The organism is Arthrobacter sp. 8AJ, from assembly GCF_902506025.1.
In the GTDB taxonomy this organism is placed as follows: Bacteria; Actinomycetota; Actinomycetes; order Actinomycetales; family Micrococcaceae; genus Arthrobacter.
The window spans coordinates 1,674,425-1,695,148 of the sequence record NZ_LR733289.1 but is presented as its reverse complement, the minus strand read 5'-3'; the positions used below and the strand labels follow the sequence as shown (position 1 = coordinate 1,695,148).

At 67.1% G+C, this 20,724-nt stretch carries 17 protein-coding genes and 1 tRNA gene; 6 read left to right on the top strand and 12 right to left on the bottom strand.

The window, feature by feature from the left end; genetic code table 11:
* Positions 1-23: 23 nt before the first annotated feature.
* Positions 24-1,136: an MraY family glycosyltransferase gene (locus BACI349Y_RS07850; RefSeq protein WP_159631643.1), complete on the bottom strand. Its 1,113-nt coding sequence runs from the start codon at positions 1,134-1,136 to the stop codon at positions 24-26.
* Positions 1,137-1,425: 289 nt separating this feature from the next.
* Here BACI349Y_RS07850 and BACI349Y_RS07845 point away from each other — a divergent pair, with 289 nt between their 5' ends.
* Complete coding sequence (locus BACI349Y_RS07845) at positions 1,426-2,322, top strand: glycosyltransferase (RefSeq protein WP_159631642.1); 897 nt, start codon at positions 1,426-1,428, stop codon at positions 2,320-2,322.
* Positions 2,323-2,368: 46 nt separating this feature from the next.
* On the opposite strand, the gene BACI349Y_RS07840 is transcribed toward BACI349Y_RS07845, so the two are convergent.
* The 10 genes from BACI349Y_RS07840 to argS all read right to left on the bottom strand — a co-directional run bounded on the left by BACI349Y_RS07840 (position 2,369) and on the right by argS (position 15,138).
* A complete protein-coding gene (locus tag BACI349Y_RS07840) occupies positions 2,369-3,136 on the bottom strand; it encodes a WecB/TagA/CpsF family glycosyltransferase (RefSeq protein ID WP_159631641.1) in 768 nt (255 codons plus the stop codon).
* Complete coding sequence (locus BACI349Y_RS07835) at positions 3,136-3,942, bottom strand: L-threonylcarbamoyladenylate synthase (RefSeq protein WP_159631640.1); 807 nt, start codon at positions 3,940-3,942, stop codon at positions 3,136-3,138. Before BACI349Y_RS07835 ends, BACI349Y_RS07840 begins: the two co-directional genes overlap by 1 nt.
* Positions 3,939-4,844 (bottom strand): peptide chain release factor N(5)-glutamine methyltransferase, encoded by a 906-nt coding sequence (gene prmC, locus BACI349Y_RS07830; protein WP_159631639.1) that lies wholly within the window; start codon positions 4,842-4,844, stop codon positions 3,939-3,941. Before prmC ends, BACI349Y_RS07835 begins: the two co-directional genes overlap by 4 nt.
* Before the next feature lie 16 nt (positions 4,845-4,860).
* Positions 4,861-5,934 carry a peptide chain release factor 1 gene (gene prfA, locus BACI349Y_RS07825; RefSeq protein ID WP_159631638.1) on the bottom strand — a complete coding sequence of 358 codons (1,074 nt, stop codon included), beginning with the start codon at positions 5,932-5,934 and terminating at the stop codon, positions 4,861-4,863.
* Between the two features lie 245 nt (positions 5,935-6,179).
* Positions 6,180-8,303, bottom strand: a complete 2,124-nt coding sequence (rho, locus tag BACI349Y_RS07820) for a transcription termination factor Rho (RefSeq protein ID WP_159631637.1) — start codon at positions 8,301-8,303, stop codon at positions 6,180-6,182.
* Between the two features lie 291 nt (positions 8,304-8,594).
* Entirely contained in the window at positions 8,595-9,569 is a 975-nt protein-coding gene (thrB, locus tag BACI349Y_RS07815) for a homoserine kinase (protein ID WP_159631636.1), read from the bottom strand.
* A gap of 2 nt (positions 9,570-9,571) precedes the next feature.
* Entirely contained in the window at positions 9,572-10,678 is a 1,107-nt protein-coding gene (thrC, locus tag BACI349Y_RS07810) for a threonine synthase (protein ID WP_159631635.1), read from the bottom strand.
* Positions 10,679-11,995, bottom strand: coding sequence for a homoserine dehydrogenase (locus tag BACI349Y_RS07805; protein WP_159631634.1), 1,317 nt, complete (start codon positions 11,993-11,995; stop codon positions 10,679-10,681).
* Positions 11,996-13,468, bottom strand: a complete 1,473-nt coding sequence (gene lysA / locus BACI349Y_RS07800; RefSeq protein ID WP_159631633.1) for a diaminopimelate decarboxylase — start codon at positions 13,466-13,468, stop codon at positions 11,996-11,998.
* A 5-nt stretch (positions 13,469-13,473) separates the two neighbouring features.
* Complete coding sequence (argS, locus tag BACI349Y_RS07795) at positions 13,474-15,138, bottom strand: arginine--tRNA ligase (protein WP_159631632.1); 1,665 nt, start codon at positions 15,136-15,138, stop codon at positions 13,474-13,476.
* A gap of 323 nt (positions 15,139-15,461) precedes the next feature.
* Here argS and BACI349Y_RS07790 point away from each other — a divergent pair, with 323 nt between their 5' ends.
* The 4 genes from BACI349Y_RS07790 (at position 15,462) to BACI349Y_RS07775 (ending at position 18,489) form a co-directional block, all read left to right on the top strand.
* Positions 15,462-15,875 (top strand): FMN-binding protein, encoded by a 414-nt coding sequence (locus BACI349Y_RS07790; RefSeq protein ID WP_236560997.1) that lies wholly within the window; start codon positions 15,462-15,464, stop codon positions 15,873-15,875.
* Positions 15,876-15,878: 3 nt separating this feature from the next.
* Entirely contained in the window at positions 15,879-16,751 is an 873-nt protein-coding gene (locus tag BACI349Y_RS07785; RefSeq protein WP_159631631.1) for an FAD:protein FMN transferase, read from the top strand.
* Positions 16,748-18,304 carry a ferredoxin--NADP reductase gene (locus BACI349Y_RS07780; RefSeq protein WP_159631630.1) on the top strand — a complete coding sequence of 519 codons (1,557 nt, stop codon included), beginning with the start codon at positions 16,748-16,750 and terminating at the stop codon, positions 18,302-18,304. Before BACI349Y_RS07785 ends, BACI349Y_RS07780 begins: the two co-directional genes overlap by 4 nt.
* A 112-nt stretch (positions 18,305-18,416) precedes the next feature.
* A tRNA-Arg gene (locus BACI349Y_RS07775) sits at positions 18,417-18,489 on the top strand.
* 92 nt (positions 18,490-18,581) lie between these two features.
* On the opposite strand, the gene BACI349Y_RS07770 is transcribed toward BACI349Y_RS07775, so the two are convergent.
* Complete coding sequence (locus tag BACI349Y_RS07770) at positions 18,582-19,532, bottom strand: cation diffusion facilitator family transporter (protein WP_159631629.1); 951 nt, start codon at positions 19,530-19,532, stop codon at positions 18,582-18,584.
* Positions 19,533-19,656: 124 nt separating this feature from the next.
* Between BACI349Y_RS07770 and BACI349Y_RS07765 the strand changes: the two genes are divergently transcribed.
* A complete protein-coding gene (locus BACI349Y_RS07765; protein WP_159631628.1) occupies positions 19,657-20,709 on the top strand; it encodes a M4 family metallopeptidase in 1,053 nt (350 codons plus the stop codon).
* The last annotated feature ends 15 nt before the right edge of the window (positions 20,710-20,724 follow it).

Sequence of the window (20,724 nt, the reverse complement as noted above, 5' to 3'; positions counted from 1 at the left end):
ATAGAAATAATTCAGAACTGCCGTTACGCCGCAGTTTCCCCGTTGCCGCGGGACAGGTACGGCCACGCTGTCACCAGTCCCATGACCAGCGTGGCGAAGATGTCCACGGCGAGCACGATGTGCCAGGGGAAGACAGCAAACGCCAGGCCGCCGAAGGAGAGTACGGCGGTCCACAGGTACATCAGGACCACAGCGGTACGGTGCGAATAGCCGATGTCCAGCAATTTATGGTGCAGGTGTCCGCGGTCCGCCGACCAGGGCGAACGCCCGCGTGCCGTCCGCCGGACGACCGCCAGCCCGAGGTCCAGCAGCGGCAGGAAGAGGACGGCGAAGGGAAGCAGGATGGGAATGATGGTGGAGATACCGTTGGCGCGGTCGTAGAGGCCCGAGGTGATCTGCCCCGTGGACACGACGCCGGCCGAGGCCATGAGGAGCCCGATCAGCATGGCGCCGGAGTCGCCCATGAAGATCTTCGAGGGAAAGAAGTTGTGCGGGAGGAACCCAAGGCACCCGCCCACGAGGACCGCGGTTATGAGGGTTGCCAGGTCCGAATAGTCCAGCAGTACCGCGTTGCGGTGGACCCAGTAGGCGGTAATGAAGAACGCCGTGCCGCCGATGATGGCCACTCCCGCGGCGAGGCCGTCCAGTCCGTCAATGAAGTTGAAGGCGTTCATGGTGGTGACGATCAGTCCGGCCGTCAGCACTATCCGCAGTGTTCCGTCGTGGAGGTAGATGGGTTCAGGTACCCAGGGGACGATGGTCATCTGCACACCCCAGATGGCCACGGTCAGTCCGGCCGCGCTCTGGCCGATCAGCTTCACCCACCAGCGGATGTCCAGCAGGTCATCCGCCACGCCCACCAGGACGATGACAGCTGCTCCTGCCAGGACACCCCACGGTGAAAAGTTGTTGCGGTAAATGTCCTTGACGAAGAAGGACTGGCTGGCAACGACCAGCGCCACCATGACGCCGAGGAAGATTGCCACCCCGCCCAGCCTGGACACCGGCGTGGAATGCATGTCCCGGCTGCGGATGGGCAGGTGCAGCTCAAGCCGGTGCCCCACCACGCGGGCGCCCCAGGTGGCCGCGTAGGAGACGATGGCGGCGGTGAGCCCCATAAGCAGGTACATGATCATGGGACGGCAACCGCTTCAAGGATGGTGGCGCCAAAACCGCTCGCCTGCGGTGGCAGCCGGTTGGGGGTGTGTGGGCTCACGGGCCGGGAATCTGTTCTTCGATAAATGAAACTTCTCCGTCGCCGAGCGCGCAGCAGGCGGTGCGCTCAGACATGCGCGCAGCGCCTTACAGGGCTGTATTACAGTGGACTCTAGTCAAAGATACTAGTGCCACCGGCACCATGGCTCCGCGCCACACGGGCGCACAACAGGCGGGGAACTCCCTTGCAGCCATGCTGAAAGGACCCCCATGACCCCCCGCATTGCGGTTGCCGCCGTGACTTTCGACCGGCCCAAGGAACTGTCCGTCCTGCTGGATTCGATCAACGCCCAGAGCCGGCACGTGGACACGATTTGCCTGGTGGACAGCGGCACCACCCCGGCCGCGGATGTGGCAGCGGCGCACCCCAACGTGGACTATGTGCGCTCCGAAGCGAACCTGGGCGGCGCCGGCGGGTTTGCGCTTGCCGCGCTGAAGGCCGTCGCCAGCGGGGCCCGCTGGATCTGGATGATGGACGACGACGCCGAGCCGGCAGATCCGGAATGCCTCGCCACGCTGCTTCGTGAGGCTGAGGCACGCGACCTGGAGGCGGTGGTCCCTTTGGTCACGGCGCCCGGCCATCCCGACCGGTTGTCCTTCTTCTTCCGGCTGGACGGCAAGGTCACGCACGACAGGGCCGAGGTGGAGAAACGTGGCTTCCTGCCGGACGATGGCCATTTCTTCAACGGGGCGCTGATCCGCTCCGACGTGTTCTTCAAGGTGGGCCTGCCGGACATGCGCCTGTTCATCCGGGGCGATGAGGTTGATTTCACCATCCGGCTGCGCAAGGCAGGGATCCGCTTTGGCACCGTCACCACCACGGCCATTACGCACCCGCACGCGTTCGGGGAAACGCAGCACGTCTACGGCGCCCGCTGGCACGTGATCGTCCCGGACTCCGCCTTCAAGCGCTTCTACTATTACCGGAACCGGGGCTACCTGATCCGCCGCTACTTCCGGGTGCGCTCGTTCGTCGCCGACGTCGGCGGGTACCTGGGCTACTTCCTGCAGCGCCGCGACCTTCCGGGCTTCCTGGGATGGGCACGTTCGTTCACCACCGGCCTGCGGGGCAAGGGCTTTGCTCCGTTGGAGGACCAGAAGTTCTAGGCGGGCCCTGCCGCCGTTTGCCGCGCTCCGCTGCGTACGGCCCCGGCTATTTGGTCAGCCCCGGTTTTCCGAGCCTCCGGGCGGCCAGGAGCCACAGCAGGACCCAGGGCTCCCCCAGCACGCGGTAGGCCACGCGGCGGGGATGCAGGAGCAGGCGCCAGGCCCACTCCAGGCCCATCCTGCCCAGCCACCGGGGGGCCAGCTTCTGGACGCCCGCCAACTGCTCGATGGCGCCGCCCACGGCGCAGTACACAGCAGGCGGCATCTCAGCCAGCCGCCGCTGCAGCACTTCCTCCTGGAGCGGCATGCCCAGGCCAAGCAGGACAAGCTGCGGCTGTTCACGGTGCAGCCAGGCAACGGCTGCCTCCTCCAGCTCAGGACCCCATCCTTCACCGGGAAAGCCTGAGACGCGGGCGCCCGGAACGATGTCCTTCAGCCTGCTGACTGCCCCGGCGTTCGCTTCCGCACCGGCACCGATCACGGCAATCCGGTCAAGGCCGCGCACCTGGTCCAGCGCCGGCAGCCAGTCCGTTGAACCCAGCCGGTAATCCATGACGGGGCCTTCGGCGTTGCCGGTCCTCCCCCACAGCCACAGCACGGGTGCCCCGTCCAGGAGCACGACGTCGCTGTCCTCATAGAGGCGCCGGAATCCGTCGTCGGACAACGCCAGCGTCACGCTGTGCAGGTTGTGGCCCAGGACGGTACGGGTAGCGCCATCCGCCACGAAGCTGCTCAGTTCCGCCACCAGTTCGGGGACGCGCAGCGGCGTGGCGTGGACGTCCAGGACAGGGATCTGCTGGCGGTCCAGCGCCATCAAGGCTGCTGGTTCCCGGCCGGCGTGGCGGATTCCGTGGCCGGGCCGGTCACGGCGGACGACCCGGGCGCCTCAGGTGCGGCCCCGCCGTCGTCCTGTACGCCGGCTGCGCTTGACTGGCCGGCTTCCTCTTCTGCCATGGGGATCTCTCCCAGGCCCAGGACGCCGGGGACGTGCCCGCGGAGCTGGTCCAGGCTCACTGCCCCGTTGCGCACCACGCGCAGGATGGGGCCGGTGGCATCCACAATGGTGGACGGCACGCCGGCCTCGCCCTCTACGGGGCGCTGGCCGCCCTCCAGGTACACCTCGACGGAATCAGCAAGCTGTTCCCGGGCGGCAGCAGCAGTCTGGGCCGGTGCGTGGCCGGTGCGGTTTGCCGAGGACACGGCAAGCGGGCCGGTCAAGGTCAGCAGTTCCAGGGCCACCTCGTCGGCAGGCATCCGCAGGGCCACGGTCCCCTTGGTTTCGCCCAGGTCCCAGTCCAGGGACGGCTGTGCGTGCAGGATCAGCGTCAGGCCTCCGGGCCAGAAGGCCTCGGCGAGTTTCCGTGCGTCGGCCGAGACCTCAGTGGCCAGGCCGTCCAGGGCGTTGATCCGCGGAATCAGGACGGGCGGCGGCATGGTGCGGCTGCGTCCCTTGGATACCAGCAGCATGGTGACGGCCTGCGGCGAGAACGCGTCCGCGCCGATCCCGTAGACGGTGTCCGTGGGGAGCACGACGCATTTCTTTTCACTGATGGCGCGCTGGGCGTGTTCCAGCCCCCGGGCCCGCTCGTCGTCGATGGTGCAGTCATAAGTTGTGGTCACTGGCCCATTCTTTCATTCCGTGCGGAGTCCTCCACGAGCACGGCGCTGGTGGCGCGCTCCTTGCCGTTGAGGTCCAGGTGCGTTGTGATGGCTGTCCAGGTTCCGGTCTTTGCGAGCATGGCGGCAATCCAGCCGGCCTGGACTTCTGCGTGTTCCATGACGAAGTAGCCCCCCGGCCGCAGCAGCCGGGCAGCGGAGGCCGCTGCCGCCGTCGGAAGTTCCATGCCGTCCGCTCCCCCGCCGTACAAAGCCTCCGGCGGATCGTGCAGGGCTACTTCGGGTTCATTGGGGATGGCTTCGGCGGGGATGTACGGAGGGTTGGAAACCACGACGTCGACGCTTCCGTTGAGCTCCATGAAGGCGTCGCGCAGGTCCCCCAGGACAAGGTTGACGCCCAGGGGCGCCAGGTTTTTCGCCGCCCAGGCGTGCGCGAACGGGCTGAATTCGACAGCATGCACCTCGGCTCCGGGAAGCTCGGAAGCGAGCGAACCGGCGATGGCGCCGGACCCCGTCCCAAGGTCCACAATGCGGGGACTGTCCATGCCACGGACATGGTCGACGGCCAGCTGGACCACCGATTCCGTCTCCGGACGCGGAATGAAAACCCCCGGCCCCACCGCCAGCTCCAGGTAGCGGAAATATGCCACTCCGGTGATGTGCTGCAGCGGGATCCGGCGCGCACGTTCGGCCACCAGCTCGGCATACCCCTCCGGTGCGGGAGTGTCGCCAAGCATCAGGGAGCGCAGGCGTCCCAGCCCGACGTTCAGGAGGTGGTCCGCCAGGAGCTCCGCGTCGGCGCGGGGGCTGGGGACCCCGGCCTCAGCCAGCAGTGCGGCAGCCTCACGGACAGCTGCAGCCAGTGTCTGGGTCTGGGCAGGCACCGCGGAGGTGGGCTCGGTCATGGGTGGCAGCTTCCGATCAGTCGCCGATGGCGTCCAGCCGCGCCTGCTCGTCCATTTCGATCGCCGACTGGATGACCGGTTCCAGGTCACCGTTCATGACCTGGTCCAGGTTGTAGGCCTTGTAGCCGGTGCGGTGGTCGGCGATCCGGTTTTCCGGGTAGTTGTACGTACGGATGCGCTCGGAGCGGTCCATGGTGCGGATCTGCGACTTGCGCTGTTCCGAGTTGGCGGCGTCGATCTGCTCCTGCTGGTGCGCCAGGATGCGGGCACGGAGGACGCGCATGCCGGCCTCACGGTTCTGCAGCTGCGATTTCTCGTTCTGCATGGCCACCACAATGCCGGTGGGAAGGTGCGTGATGCGCACAGCGGAGTCCGTGGTGTTCACGGACTGGCCACCCGGGCCCGAGGACCGGTACACGTCGATTTTGAGGTCGTTCTGGTTGATCTCGAGCTCTTCCGGCTCGTCCACTTCGGGCAGGACCAGCACGCCGGCAGCCGAGGTGTGGATGCGTCCCTGGGACTCGGTCACGGGCACGCGCTGGACGCGGTGCACGCCGCCTTCGAATTTAAGCCGGGCGTACACGCCCTCAGCGGGGTCGTTCGAGTTGCCTTTGACGGCCACCTGGACGTCCTTGTAGCCGCCCAGGTCCGATTCGGTGGCGGAGATGATTTCGGTCTTCCAGCCGCGGGACTCCGCGTAGCGGGTGTACATGCGCAGCAGGTCGCCGGCGAACAGGGCAGCCTCGTCGCCACCTTCGCCGCCCTTGACCTCGAGGATCACGTTGCGGGCGTCGTCCGGATCGCGCGGAATCAGCAGGCGCCGCAGCTTGGCGGCAGCCGTCTCCAGCGCGGCCTCAAGTTCAGGCACCTCGGCAGCGAACTCGGGATCCTCGGCAGCCATCTCCTTGGCGGCAGCAAGGTCATCCCGGATGCCTTCCCACTTGTGGTAGGCCTCAACAATGCCATTGAGCTGAGCCGACCGCCGCCCCAGCTTCCGGGCAAGCCGCTGGTCAGCATAAACAGCAGGATCCCCCAGCTGCGCCTGGATGGAGTCATGCTCATCAAGCAGGCCCTGTACGGACTCAAACATTTTTCAAAACCTTTCGTTCTGCACCTAGTTTAGTCAGGCACAGGAATCCAACCCCAAAGCATGCGGGGCACCCGGTGAGCTGGCGCCGGCCGCGTGGATTTTCCGCCCCGGGAGTGGCATCGGGCCTGCCGGAGCGTGGCGGCTCACGTCCGTCAGGACTGAGCCGCCACGCGAAGGGGCGGGGGCGGAAAATCCGCGCGGCCCCCAAGCCGCGGGATTTTCCGGCACCCCGCCCCTTTACTAAGCTATTTGTCGTTATCCGACTTCGCACCAAGCGTCGTCTTCTGGACCTGCATGAGGAACTCGACGTTGCTCTGGGTTTCCCGGATCTTGTTGGTGAGCAGTTCAAGGCTCTGCTGGGTCTCGAGTCCGGAGAGGACGCGGCGCAGCTTCCACATGATCTTGACTTCTTCGGGCGAGAGCAGGTTCTCTTCGCGGCGGGTACCGGATGCGTTGACATCCACGGCCGGGAAGATGCGCTTGTCTGCCAGCTGGCGGGACAGGCGGAGTTCCATGTTGCCGGTGCCCTTGAACTCTTCGAAGATGACCTCGTCCATCTTGGAGCCGGTCTCAACGAGGGCGGTGGCCAGGATGGTGAGCGAGCCGCCGTTTTCGATGTTGCGGGCGGCACCGAAGAAGCGCTTGGGCGGGTAGAGGGCTGCGGAGTCCACACCACCGGACAGGATGCGGCCGGAGGCCGGTGCTGCCAGGTTGTAGGCGCGGCCCAGGCGGGTCATGGAGTCCAGGAGGACCACCACGTCCATGCCCATTTCCACGAGGCGCTTGGCGCGTTCGATGGACAGTTCGGCCACAGTTGTGTGGTCGTCTGCGGGACGGTCGAAGGTGGAGGCAATGACTTCACCCTTGACGGTGCGCTGCATGTCCGTGACTTCTTCGGGCCGTTCGTCAACCAGCACCATCATGAGGTGGACCTCAGGGTTGTTGGTGGTGATCGCGTTGGCGATGGACTGCAGGATGAGCGTCTTGCCGGCCTTGGGCGGGGAGACGATCAGGCCACGCTGGCCCTTGCCGATCGGGGCGACGAGGTCGATGACGCGGGGGCCGATCTTCTTGGGATCGGTCTCGAGGCGCAGGCGCTCCGACGGGTACAGCGGAACCAGCTTGGCGAATTCGACGCGGTCCTTGAGTTCTTCCGGCGTCTTGCCGTTGACGGACGTGACGCGGACCAGGGCGTTGAACTTCTGGCGGTTGGACTGCTGGCTGCGGTCTTCGCCTTCGCGCGGTGCACGGATTGCGCCTACCACGGCGTCACCCTTGCGCAGGTTGTACTTCTTGACCTGGGCCAGGGAGACGTAGACGTCGTTGGGGCCGGGCAGGTAACCGGATGTGCGGATGAACGCGTAGTTCTCCAGGACGTCGAGGATGCCGGCGACCGGCAGCAGCACGTCGTCGTCGGTGACCTCGACGTCGTCTACGTCCGGGCCCTGGTTGCGGCCGCGGCGGCGGTCGTTGCGGTCGCGGAAGCGGTCATTGCGCGAGTTGTCCCGGTCCTGGCCGCCGGAACGGTCGTTGCGGTCATTCCGGTCGCGGCGGTTACGGCGGTTGCGGCGGCTTCCGCCGTCGGCGTCGTCGTTGTCGCGGTTGTCCCGGCCGCCATCGCGCTGGCCGGCTTCGCGGCTGCCGGCATTGTCGCGGCCGCCATCGGAATCGCGGGTGTTGTCACGGCCGCGGGTGCGGCCGCCGTCACGGCGTTCGGTGCGCTGGCCGGCGTCCCCTGCTTCTGCGGGGGTTTCGGTGCGCTGTTCGCCTGCACGCTGTTCCGCGGCCGGCTGCTCTGCCGGGGTTTCCACCGGGGCTTCCTGGACGGAGGCGGCAGCGGCTTCGCCGCGGCGGCGGTTGCGGGTGCGCGGCTGGCGGCGCTCGGGGGCGCCTTCCGTTGCCTCGGTGGTTTCCGCGGGGGCGGCCGACGGCGCCTCGACGGCTGCAGCGGCAGGTGCGGCAGCGGTTTCCACGACGGGAGCTTCGGTTGCCGGGGCAACCACGCCGTCACTGACAGCGCGGCGGTTGCGGCCGCGTCCGCGGGCACGGGTGCCTTCAGCGGCAGGAGCTTCCGCGGCAGCGGCCTCCGGAGCGGCTGCGGCAGGAGCCACGCTGCTTTCCGGAGCCTTTTCCGTTGCCTTCGCAGGAGTCTTGACGGTCAGGGTCCCTGCGCGGTGGGCGGAGATGGCCGAAACCAGGTCCCCCTTGCGCATGCGGGAGCCGCCGGAGATGCCGAGCTGGCTGGCGAGGGCCTGCAGCTGGGCGAGCTTCAGGCCGGCGAGGCCACTGCTCTTGGCGGGTGCGGCCGATGATTCGGCAGCAGAAGTTGTGTGTTCCACAGCTGGCGACAGCTCAGTGGTTTCGGTCACGAAGGATCCTTCCCCCTCGACGGCGTCCAGACTGGGAGCTGGACGCGATGATTTGATCTGGGCTGCAGTTCAGATCTGCAGCCGGATTTCAGCCTTGCCGGTTGGATTTCGGCCAGCAGGGCCGGATACTGATTCACCTTGCGCTGCGCCCACGGCGCAACGCCTGACTGACGCTTCAGGGGCAGTTGGATGCTGCAGTTCCTGCGACAGACCAAGCAGGTGGCACCGGAATACATTCACAGTGGTAGATCAAACAGCAACTGAATGCAGGAGCAGATCAGATAGGCGGAATTACCGCCGGTGCACGTCCACCTTAGCACCTTCAACGTCCACTGCGAGCTTCAGAACGCGCCAGCCAATGTCCGGCGTGTTCTCCGATGTAAAGGCCTCAATGAAGGCCAGTGCATCACTGGCCTGCGCTTCCCCGTTGGCCAGCACCAGGACGGTTGGCCCGGCGCCGGAAACCACTGCTGCGTAGCCTGCTTTACGGAGGGCGCCGATGAGCGCCGCACTGGGCCGCATGGCTTCCGCCCGGTAGCTCTGGTGCAGGTAGTCCTCGGTGCCCGGCAGGAGAAACTCAGGCTTTTGCGTCAATGCATGGATCAGCAGCGCCGCACGGCCCGAATTCATGGCCGCCGCATGGTGTCCCACTGATGCGGGCAGCAGGGCGCGGGCGGCTTCGGTGGACAGTTCGAAGTCGGGTACCGCCACGATGGGGATGATCGAACCGGTCACGGTGGCAGTGGTGCTGCTGTACTGCTCACTGTCCTGCCATGACAGCGCCAGTCCGCCGAAAATCGCGGGTGCGACGTTGTCCGGGTGGCCTTCCATTTCGCTGGTGAGCTGCAGGATCCAGTCGCGGCCGCGCTGGTTTTCCGCTGGAACCATGGCATTGGCGGCAGACACAGCCGCCACGACCGCCGAGGCGGACGAGCCCAGCCCCCTGCCGTGCGGGTTGACGTTTTCGGCAGTCACCTTCAGGCCGCCGTGGCGGAATCCCAGCCGTTCAAAGGCCGCATCCATGGCCCGGACCACCAGGTGGCTGGCATCCCGGGGAAGGGTTTCCGCCCCTTCGCCGCGCAGGTCAAAGACGAGTTCGTCCGTGTCCAGGCTTTCCACGGTCAGGGTGTCGTGCAGGGCCAGGGCAAGCCCCAGGCTGTCGTAGCCGGGACCAAGGTTGGCCGTGGTGGCGGGGACGCGGACGGTGACGCGCTGGCCCGGCTCAATCAGTTGCAGTCCGACGGCGGCCTGCGAGGTGGTGTCCAAGGTTATCTTTCTTCCAGTCCCAGCTCAGCGGCTACGGTGACGACGTCGTTGGGGACCTTGACCGGCTGGACATCGCTGCCGTCCTCGGTGCGCAGGGCCCACTGGGGATCCTTGAGTCCGTGGCCTGTGACGGTGATGACGATGGTTTTTCCGCTGGGGACCTCGCCGGCGGCGTGCTTCTTGAGCAGTCCGGCCACGCCTGCGGCGGAACCGGGCTCCACGAAGACGCCTTCCTTGGACGACAGCCAGCGGTGGGCGTTCAGGATCTCCTCATCGGTGACGGCCTCGATGAGCCCGCCGGATTCGTCACGGGCGCCGACGGCACCGTCCCAGGACGCCGGGTTTCCAATGCGGATGGCAGTGGCGATGGTGTCCGGTTCTGTGATGGGGTGGCCTGCGACGAAGGGGGCGGCACCGGCGGCCTGGAAGCCCCACATGGCAGGTGTCCTGGTGGATACGGCGGGAAGGGTACCGGCCGTCTCCGATTCGAAGGGAGCGGAGTACTCTTTGTAGCCCTTCCAGTAGGCCGTGATGTTGCCGGCGTTGCCCACGGGCAGAACGTGGATGTCCGGTGCGTCACCCAGGGAATCGACCACTTCGAAGGCGCCGGTCTTCTGGCCCTGGATGCGGGCGGGGTTTACCGAGTTCACCAGGAAGACGGGGTAGGACTCCCCCAGCTTGCGGGCTATGTCCAGGCAGTTGTCGAAGTTGCCGTCCACCTGGAGCAGGGTGGCCCCGTGGGCGATCGCCTGGCTGAGCTTGCCCATGGAGATCTTGCCTTCGGGCACCAGGACCGCGCACTTAAGGCCGGCGGCCGTAGCGTAGGCAGCAGCAGAGGCGGACGTGTTGCCGGTGGAAGCGCACACAACGGCCTTCGCGCCGGAGGCAACTGCTGCCGTCATCGCCATGGTCATGCCACGGTCCTTGAAGGAGCCGGTGGGGTTCATGCCTTCCACCTTGAGGTAGACCTCGGAACCGGTGAGTTCGGAGAGCTTCTGCGCGTGCACCAGCGGGGTGCCGCCCTCGCCCAGGGTGATGACCCTGGTGGACTCCGTCACGGGCAGACGGTCAGCGTATTCGCGGATGACACCGCGCCATTGGTGAGCCACTTAGACTCCTTCTACCCGCAAAACGGATGTAACTGAATTGATGACGTCCAGGCCCTTCACGGCCTCGACGGTGGCTGCAAGGGCAGCCTCTGACGCACGGTGGGTGACGATCCGCAGTTCGGCAGACTCCACGTTGGAAGCTGAATCGCGGTGGATGGTCTGCCGCATGATTTCGATGGAAACGCCGTGCTCGGCGAAGAGCTGGGCGATCTTTGCCAGGACGCCGGGCTGGTCGGCGACGTCCAGGCCAATGTAGTAACTCGTGGTGGCCGCGTCGATGGGCAGCGCGGGAACGTGGCCCGTGGTGGTTTCGGTGCGGCCGGGACCGCCCAGGACCAGGCGCCTGGCTGCTGACACGAGGTCGCCCAGGACAGCGGATGCCGTCGGGGTGCCCCCGGCGCCCTGGCCGTAGAACATCAGCTCTCCGGCGTTTTCGGCCTCGATGAATACCGCGTTGAAGGCACCGCGGACGGCGGCCAGCGGGTGTTCGCGCGGCAGCAGGGTGGGGTGTACGCGGACGGACACGCCTTCCTTGCCGTCGGCGTCGGTCAGTTTCTCCGCGATGGCCAGCAGCTTGATGACGAAGCCGGCGTCCTTTGCGGCGGCGATGTCCGAAGCACTGACGGACGTGATTCCCTCGCAGTGGACATCGTCCAGCGCAAAGCGGGTGTGGAAGGACAGTGACGCGAGGATGGCGGCTTTCGCCGCGGCGTCGTGGCCTTCGACGTCGGCAGTGGGGTCCGCTTCGGCGTAGCCAAGGCGCTGGGCTTCGGCGAGGGCGTCGGCGAACTGGGCGCCGGTGGTGTCCATCTGGTCAAGGATGAAGTTGGTGGTGCCGTTGACGATGCCCAGCACCCGGGTGATGCGGTCGCCCGAGAGGCTGTCGCGGATGGGGCGCAGGATCGGGATGGCGCCGGCCACGGCGGCCTCGTAGGACAGCTGGACGCCGGCTTTGTCCGCTTCTTCGTAGAGCGTGGGGCCGTCCTGGGCCAGGAGTGCCTTGTTGCCGGTGACCACGCAGGCGCCGTTGCGCAGCGCGGAGAGGATCAGGGTGCGGGCAGGCTCGATGCCGCCCATCAGTTCGATCACCAGGTCCGCGTCCTTGACGAGGGTTTCGGCGTCGGTGGTGAAGAGCTCCTGCGGCAGGTCCACGTCGCGGGCGGCGTTGACGTTGCGCACGGCGATGCCGCTGAGCTGCAGGCGGGCACCGGTGCGGGCAGCGAGGGCGTCGGCGTCCTCAATGAGGATCCGCGCAACCTGGGCTCCAACGTTGCCACAGCCCAGCAGGGCTACTTTCAGCGTTCGCATTTCCGTCATTCAGGCTCCCATGTCGCGGTTCAGCAGATCTTCTTCGGTTTCCCCGCGGACAATCAGCCGGGAAGATCCGTCGCGCACCGCGACAACGCCCGGCCGGGCCAGATAGTTGTAGTTGCTCGAGAGGGCCCAGCAGTAGGCGCCGGTTCCCGGTACAGCAAGCAGATCACCGGCTGCCACGTCCTCGGGCAGATATACATCTCTAACAACTATGTCGCCGCTCTCGCAATGTTTGCCCACTACGCGGGACAGCTGCGGGGCGGCGCTGGAGGTGCGGGAGGCCAGGACTGCCGAATAATCCGCGTCGTACAGCACCGGGCGGGCGTTGTCGCTCATGCCGCCGTCCACCGAAACATACCGGCGGGGATACGTAACGTTGTTGCCCGCGTCACCGTCACCGGACGTGCCGGGTGCGTCCACGCGGACCGTCTTCAGCGTGCCCACTTCGTACAGGGTGAAGGTAGTGCTGCCAACGATCGCGCGTCCCGGTTCAATGGAGATGCGCGGCGCGTCGATGCCCAGTTCGGCGCACGTGGAACGCACGACGGCGGCCATCGCGTTGGCGATCTCCGCGGCAGGGCGCGGGGTGTCCACCGGCGTGTAGGCGATCCCGTAGCCGCCGCCAAGGTCCAGTTCCGGCAGGATGATGGAGTACTTTTCCTGCATGGCGGCCAGGAACCGCAGCAGCTTCTCGGCGGCCAGCGCAAAGCCGTCCGGCTCGAAGATCTGGGAGCCGATGTGGCAGTGCAGGCCCAGCAGCTCGATGCCGGGATCCGCTGATGCAGCGGCCACCGCTTCCTCGGCAGCGGAGATCCCGGCTTCATCGGTGGTGTCGGCCGCCATGGAGAGGCCGAACTTCTGGTCCTCGTGGGCGGTGGCGATGAATTCGTGCGTGTGGGCATGCACGCCGGGGGTGAGCCGCAGCATGACCTTCGCCTGCTCCCCGCGCCCCTGCGCGATCGCACCGACGCGCACGAGCTCATCGAGGCTGTCCACCACGATCCGCCCCAGGCCCATGTCAAGCGCCCTGTGGATCTCGCCGTCGGACTTGTTGTTGCCGTGCAGGGCGACGTCCGCCCCGGGAATTCCGGCCCGGTAGGCCACGGCGAGTTCCCCGCCCGAGGCCGTGTCCAGCCGCAGCCCCTCTTCCTCCACCCAGCGGACCACCGCGGTGCAGAGGAACGACTTGCCGGCGTAGTAGACGTCCACTCCCCCGCAGATATCCGCGAAGGCGTTGTTGAACGCGTCGCTGAATGCCCTGGCCCGGGCACGGAAGTCGTTCTCGCTCATCACGAACAGCGGGGTCCCGTATTGCCGCTGCAACTCGCTGACGGGGATGCCGCCAATGGCGAGTTCACCGTCGGCGTTGCGCGCTGCGTCGCCGGCCCACATCGGTTCGTGGAGGGCATTGAGGTCATCCGGAACGGCAAGCCACTCCGGGGCAAGCGGAGAGCCCTGTGCTGCTGTGTGCGTCATGGGTCCTACATCCGTTCCGGCGCGGAAACGCCCAGCAGGTCAAGGCCGTTCGCCAACACCTGGCTGGTGGCGTCATTAAGCCAGAGCCGGGTGCGGTTGAGGTCCGTGACGGGTTCTTCACCCATGGGGGCAATACGGCAGGCGTCGTACCAGCGGTGGTACGCCCCTGCGATGGCCTCCAGGTGGCGCGCCACGCGGTGCGGTTCGCGCAGTTCGGCAGCCTTGGCCACGATGGACGGGTAGCTGCCCAGGTAGGACAGCAGCTCGTTTTCCGTGGCGTGGTCCAGGAGCGACGCATCGAAGCTGTCCTGGCCGTCCACCTGGCGTTCGACGCCGGCGGCCACAGCGTTGCGCGCGGCGCCCCGGGAGCGGGCGTGGGCGTACTGGACGTAGAACACCGGATTCTCGTTGCTGTGCTTCTTCAGCAGTTCCGGATCAAGGGTCAGCGGCGAGTCGGCGGGGAACCGTGCCAGGGAGTAGCGGACGGCGTCCTTGCCCAGCCAGTCGATCAGGTCCTTGAGTTCGATGATGTTGCCGGCGCGCTTGGACAGCTTAGCGCCGTTGACGGACACCAGCTGGCCGATCAGGACTTCGATGTTCACCTCGGGATCGTCACCGGCAGCGGCGGCGATGGCCTTGAGCCGGTTGATGTAGCCGTGGTGGTCGGCGCCCAGGAGGTAGATCTTCTCCGTGAAGCCACGGTCCTTCTTGGACAGGTAGTAGGCAGCGTCCGCGGCGAAGTACGTGGGCTCGCCGTTGGCGCGGATCATGACGCGGTCCTTGTCGTCGCCAAAGTCCGTGGTCCGCAGCCACACCGCACCACCGTCGTCGAACACGTGGCCCTGCTCGCGAAGGCGCGCCACGGCACTCTCAATGGCGCCGGCGTCGTGCAGCTCCTGCTCGGAGAAGAAGACGTCGAACTCGACGCCGAAGTCCGCCAGGGTGGCCTTGATGTCCTTCATCTGGGCCTCGTAGGCGGCGGCCCGGATGACCGGCAGGGCGGCCACTTCGGTGAGCTCACGGATGTCCGGGTGCGCGGTGAGGACTTCATGGCCAAGCTCGGCGATGTACTGCCCGGGGTAGCCGCCGTCCGGCACCGGAAGGCCGTGCAGGCGGGAGTAGACGGAGTTGGCGAAGGTGTTCATCTGCGAGCCGGCGTCGTTGATGTAGTACTCCGCGGTGACATCAGCGCCCGAAGCGCGCAGCACGCGGGCGATCGAGTCGCCCAGGGCGGCCCAGCGGGTGTGCCCGATGTGCAGCGGCCCGGTGGGGTTGGCGGAGACGAACTCCATGTTGACGGTGCGTCCGGCGAGCGCAGTGTTGGTGCCGTAGTCCTTGCCGGCCTCGACGATGGCCTTGGCCAGGGCACCGGCGGCTGCGGCGTCCACGGTGATGTTCAGGAATCCGGGCCCGGCGATATCCACGGCGGAGACGCCGTCGATGGACTTGAGCCGGCTGCTGAGGACGGCGGCGAATTCGCGCGGGTTGGTGCCGGCCTGCTTGGCGAGCTGGAGGGCGATGTTGGTGGCCCAGTCGCCGTGGTCCCGGTTCTTGGGTCGCTCCACGCGCACCTCAGCCGGAATGGCTGATGCCGCAAGGTCGATATCGCCGGCGGCGACGGCGTCCTTGAGGCAGGCGGATATGGCGAGGGAAAGTTCTTCGGGAGTCACCCCTCTAGCGTACCGGGGGCCAGTGACAGCAAAGAATTTGGGCTGTGCACGCCCCCCGCGGCGTGGAAAAGGAATCTTCCGGGCCGGTTCCGTGAACCATTCGGGCGGATCCGGCGTTGACTCAACCGTAGCCACTGCCGCACGGCGCCGCCCCACAGCAGGTGGCAGCCCCACGGAAGTGAACAGCCCACAGAGAAACGAGAGCCTTCATGAGACCCTCCATCCCTAAAAGCCCCATCACTCCCGGGAGTGATTTGTCCTTGAAAGGCCCTTCTGTTTCCACAGTCCTGCTCCGGAGAAGCCTCTTCGCCGGTATCGCAGGGCTGTCCCTGGCGGGAACCGTGGCGGGCTGCGCGCCGTCCACCGCCGACAGCACCCCCGGTACTGCCGCGGCACCGGGCGCCCCCACTGCCGGATCCTCCGCCCTGGCCGGCAGCGGCGGCACCTACAAAGACGGCACCTACAGTGCGGACGGCAACTACGTCTCGCCCAACGGCACGGAAACGGTGGGTGTTCAGCTGACGCTGGCAGCGGGAAAAGTCACGGACGTCCAGATCACCCAGCACCCGTCCAACCCCAACACCCGCAAATTCCAGGGCCAGTTCGCCGGGGGCATCGCAGCCCAGGTGGTGGGCAGGAACATCGATGAACTCAACGTTTCCAAGGTGTCCGGGTCCTCACTGACCAGCGGAGGGTTCAACCAGGCGCTGGAGAAGATCAAGGCGGAGGCGCACTAGGCGGTGTCCGCGACGGACCGGGAAGACTTTTCGTTCCAGGCGATCGGCACCGGCTGGCACATCACCACTCCCCTGCCCTTGCCCGCAGCCGTGCGGACACGGGTCCTGGGCAGGGTGGAAAAGTTCGACGGCGAGTGGTCCCGTTTCCGCGCCGACTCCCGCGTTGCAGCCATGGCCCGGCGGCCCGGACGCTACTCCTTCCCGGAGGAGGCCGCGCCACTGGGTGAGCTGTACCGGCAGCTTTACGACCTGACGAACGGCGCCATGACACCCCTCATAGGCGGGAGCCTGGAGCGACTGGGGTATGACGCAGCGTACTCCCTCCGGGCAGCAGGGCCGCCGCTCCCGGCACCGGACTGGGAATCGGTCCTCACGTGGTCCGGAACGGTCCTGACTGCCGGCGCCCCTGTGGTCCTGGACATTGGCGCCGCCGGCAAGGGCCTGCTGGTGGACCTGCTGGCGCAGGAGCTGGCGGCCGCCGGTGTGGGCGGGTTCGTCATTGATGCCGGCGGGGACCTGCTGGCCCGCGGAACCGGACCCGTCAGCGTGGCGCTTGAACACCCCTACAACCCGGCACAGGCGATTGGCGTGGTGGACCTGGAGGGCCGGGCCCTGTGTGCCTCGGCCGCCAACCGGCGCGCCTGGGGCGACGGACTGCACCACGTCCTGGACGGAACCACCGGGCAGCCGGTCCGGACCGCCGTCGCCACCTGGGCACTGGCGGAGACGGCCATGGTTGCCGATGCCCTCGCCACCGCCCTCTTCTTCGTTCCGGGCGCCCTGCTCCAGGAGGCGTTCGACTTTTCCTGGCTGACGGTCTTTTCCGACGGCAGCGCAGCCTATTCCACCGAATTCGAAGGGAAGCTGTTCGCATGAGCCCCGTGGACACACCACAAACCGGTCCGGCACCCTCCCTGACGGGCCGGATAGGCACCGCCGTGGGCAGGTTCACCATGTACCGGCTCATCCTTGTGGTCCTGGCAGTACTCGCCGCCTACAGCCTGCTGCTGAATGTGCTGGGCTGGCTGACGTTCGGAATCCCGGAAATGCTGGCACACCTGGCGCTGTGCCTGGGCTTGACCTACGCCGCCAACCGGGCCCTGGCGGCACTCTTCCGGGTCAACCCCCATACCGAGTCCTCGCTGATCACCGGCCTGCTGCTCTATTTCCTGTTCTGGCCGTCCCTGCAACCGAGGGACCTGGCGGGGGTGGCGCTGGCGTGCGTGCTGGCGTCGGCGTCCAAATACGCACTGGCGTGGCGCGGACGGCACATATTCAATCCCGCCGCGGCCGGCGCGTTTGCCACCGGACTCACCGGGCTGAACATCGCCACGTGGTGGGCCGCGACGCCGGCCATGCTCTGGGTGCTGGTCCCGGGCGTGCTGGTGGTCCTGCACCGGACACGCAAGGTGCTGATGGCATCCGTGTTCACGGGGGCAGCCACCGCGATCATTACCCTTGAACTGCTTCGCTCGGGGATGACGGCCGGGATGGGCGTCTGGCAGGCCCTCGCCCAGCGTCCTGTGCTCTTCTTTGTGGGCTTCATGCTGACCGAGCCCCTGACATTGCCGCCGCGGCGGCCCCAGCAGCTGGCACTTGCAGCTGTGGTTGGGGTGCTCTTCGCGGTGCCGTGGAAGTTGGGCATTGTGGCCAACTCCCCGGAGGCGGCGCTGCTGGCGGGCAACCTGCTGGCTTTCCTGGCGGGCCAGCGCGGGGCCGTAAAGCTCCGGTTCGCAGGGACCCGCCCGCTGACGCCCACCACCGCCGAGTTCTCGTTCGAGCCCGCCCGCCCGGTACGTTTCCTCCCCGGACAGTACATGGAGCTGGACCTGCCGCAGGCCAGGCCGGATGGAAAAGGCCGGCGCCGGGTGTTCAGCCTGACCGGCTCCCCTGGCGATCGCCTGGTGAAGTTCGGCGTCCGGACGGCGGGCCCTCTGTCGGCGGCAAAGGCGGCGCTCCTGGCGCTGCAGCCGGGTGACGAAGTGACAGCCACGGCGGTGGGCGGCGACTTCGTCCTGCCGCGGGATCCCCGCCGGCCGGTGCTGCTCATCGCGGCGGGCATCGGCATCACGCCATTTGTGTCGCACCTGTCTTCCGGGGCCCTGCGGCAGCGGGACGCTGTGCTCCTGCTCCTGGCCAGGAGCGCTGATGAGGTGGCCTACGCGGAAGAACTCCGGACGTCCGGCATGCGTGTACTGGTGCGGCTGGCGGATGGCTCCGACCCGCCTGCCGGCTTGGCCTCCGCGTCCGCCGCCACCCCCGGCGCGTCCGGCCGGCTGGATGGAACGGCGCTTGCGGCGCTTGTCCCGGATATCGACCGCCGGGAGGTTTACGTTTCCGGCTCGCCCGCAAGCGTCGCATCCCTCCGCCGCGCGGCCAGGCGGGCCGGGGCGCGGCGGGTCCGGACGGACTCTTTCTCGGGCTACTGAGGCTGCTTCGGCAACCACCCCGGACTGGTCCGGGCGGCGGTTTTCCCTTGCGGGCCACCTTCCTGCTAAGCTCTAGGACGTCCCGCCGGGAACGGCAGGATATCCGGAAATTGCCCTCGTAGCTCAGGGGATAGAGCGTCTGCCTCCGGAGCAGAAGGCCGTAGGTTCGAATCCTACCGAGGGCACATGGAAACCCCGCCGCTTCTTGAAGCGGCGGGGTTTTTTCGTTCCCGTGCGTCCTGCCCCCTGCCGGTCCGGGCCGCCGGAAGGCGCTGGCTCAGAAACGCAGGGCTGCCTCGTCAAGGGTTGCCAGGGTCAGGACGGCTTCCTCTACCGTTTCGTGGTCCTCCAGCTCACGCTCAATCCGGCGCAGGGCCACCGCCACCTCGTGCTCCGGGTGGTCCCCCTCCAGATCCACCGCCGCCACCAGGTACAGCTTGCGCGGGCCGACGAATTCCAGGTGCAGGTAGGTGAGCCGGGCGATGTCGCGGTGCTCCAGCACCCGCCGGGCCATGGAGCGCTCGATGTCCGGGGTGACGCCCTGGCCCACCAGGAAGCGCCTGTTGCGGTCGATCAGGACAACCGCGACGACGGCGAGCAACACGCCGACGACGATCGAACCGATCGCGTCCGGCAGGGGCGAGCCGGTGACCTGGTGCAGGAATACGCCCACGAACGCCACCACGAGGCCGATCAGCGCGGCGGCATCCTCGGCGAAGACCGCGCGCAGGGTGGGATCGGAGCTGATCAGGACCTGTTCAAGGGTGTGCCGTTCCAGCTCGTGGGCCGCCTTCCGGGTCTGGCGGAACGCCTGGACGAAGGAGACTCCCTCGAAGACGAAGGCCACGGCAAGGACGATGTACGCCACGGTGAAGTCCGCAGCCGGTTCAGGGGCAATGATCTCCTGGATGCCGTGCATGATGGACACCACTGCCCCGGCGGTAAAAAGGCCGAACGCGGCGAACATCGACCAGACATAGGCTTCCCGGCCGTATCCCATGGGGTGGCTCTTGTCCCGGGGCCGGGCAGAGCGGCGCTCCGCGAAGAACAGGAACACCTGGTTTCCGGTATCCGCCCAGGAATGCGCTGCCTCCGCGGCCATCGAGGCCGAGCCGGAAAGGACAGCGGCCACTGACTTTGCCGCCGCCACGAGCACATTCGCCACGAAGGCGATGATGACAGTCAGCAGGGTGGAGCTGGATTTTGTTCGCTTTTCGGTTTCAGCCATGCGCCTACCGTACCCAGCCCTGCCCGCTCCAGCGCCCGGCGGCTGCTGAATTCGTGCCGGTGGCGTCCCTGTCATTGTCGGTGGCTCCTCTTAGGCTGATTTCACCGAGTTGAGGGGGTACGCCATGCACGTTCCATTCTGTTCAATCATTCCGCCGTACATGCTGCGGCGGCTGGCGCAGCAGGATGCGCCGGAGTTCTCGTCCGCGGCAAGCGCCGCCAGGAAGGCGCTGGGCCACGTCGAATCGTTCCAGGCTGCGCGTTCGCAGGCTGTTCCGGCCCTTCCGCCGGGCCTGCGGCCGGAAAAGCCAGGACCCGTCAACCGCGCCGTCTACGACGCCGGCGGGGACGAAACCCTCCCGGGCAGGCCTGTCCGCGAAGAAGGCGGACCCGCCACCGGCGATGCCGCTACGGACGAGGCCTATGACGGGCTGGGGAACACGCACAGGCTGTATGCCGACGCCTTCGGGCGGGATTCGGTGGACGGCCGAGGGCTGAAGCTGGACGCCACGGTGCACTTCGGCAAGCTGTACGACAATGCCTTCTGGAACGGCAGCCAGATGGTCTTCGGCGACGGCGACGGCGACGTCTTCGAGCGCTTCACCAAATCCGTCAGCGTCATCGGTCACGAGCTGGCACACGGGGTCACCCAGTACTCGGCGGGGCTTGTGTACCGCAACCAGGCGGGTGCCCTGAACGAATCCATGTCCGACGTCTTCGGCGCGCTCGTTGAGCAGTACGTCAAGAACCAGACCACCGCGCAGGCAAGCTGGCTGATCGGGGAAGGGCTCTTTACGTCCAAGGTCCAGGGGCGGGCCCTGCGGTCCATGAAGGCGCCGGGGACCGCGTACGACGACGACGTGCTGGGCAAGGACCCCCAGCCTGACTCCATGGACTCCTACGTCCGGACCAGCGCGGACAATGGCGGCGTGCATATCAACTCCGGCATCCCCAACCGCGCCTTCTACCTGGTGGCGGAGGCACTGGGCGGCTGCGCGTGGGAGGCTCCGGGCCGGATCTGGTATGAGACCCTGACCAACGGTTCCCTGCCGCCCGCCGCCACGTTCACCGTCTTTGCCCGTGCCACGGTCCGCGCTGCCGCCGACCTTTTTGGTGCGGAGTCCCCGGAGCATGACGCCGTGGGGGCGGCGTGGGAAACTGTGAAGGTCAAGGTTTAACCACTGCCCGGCGGC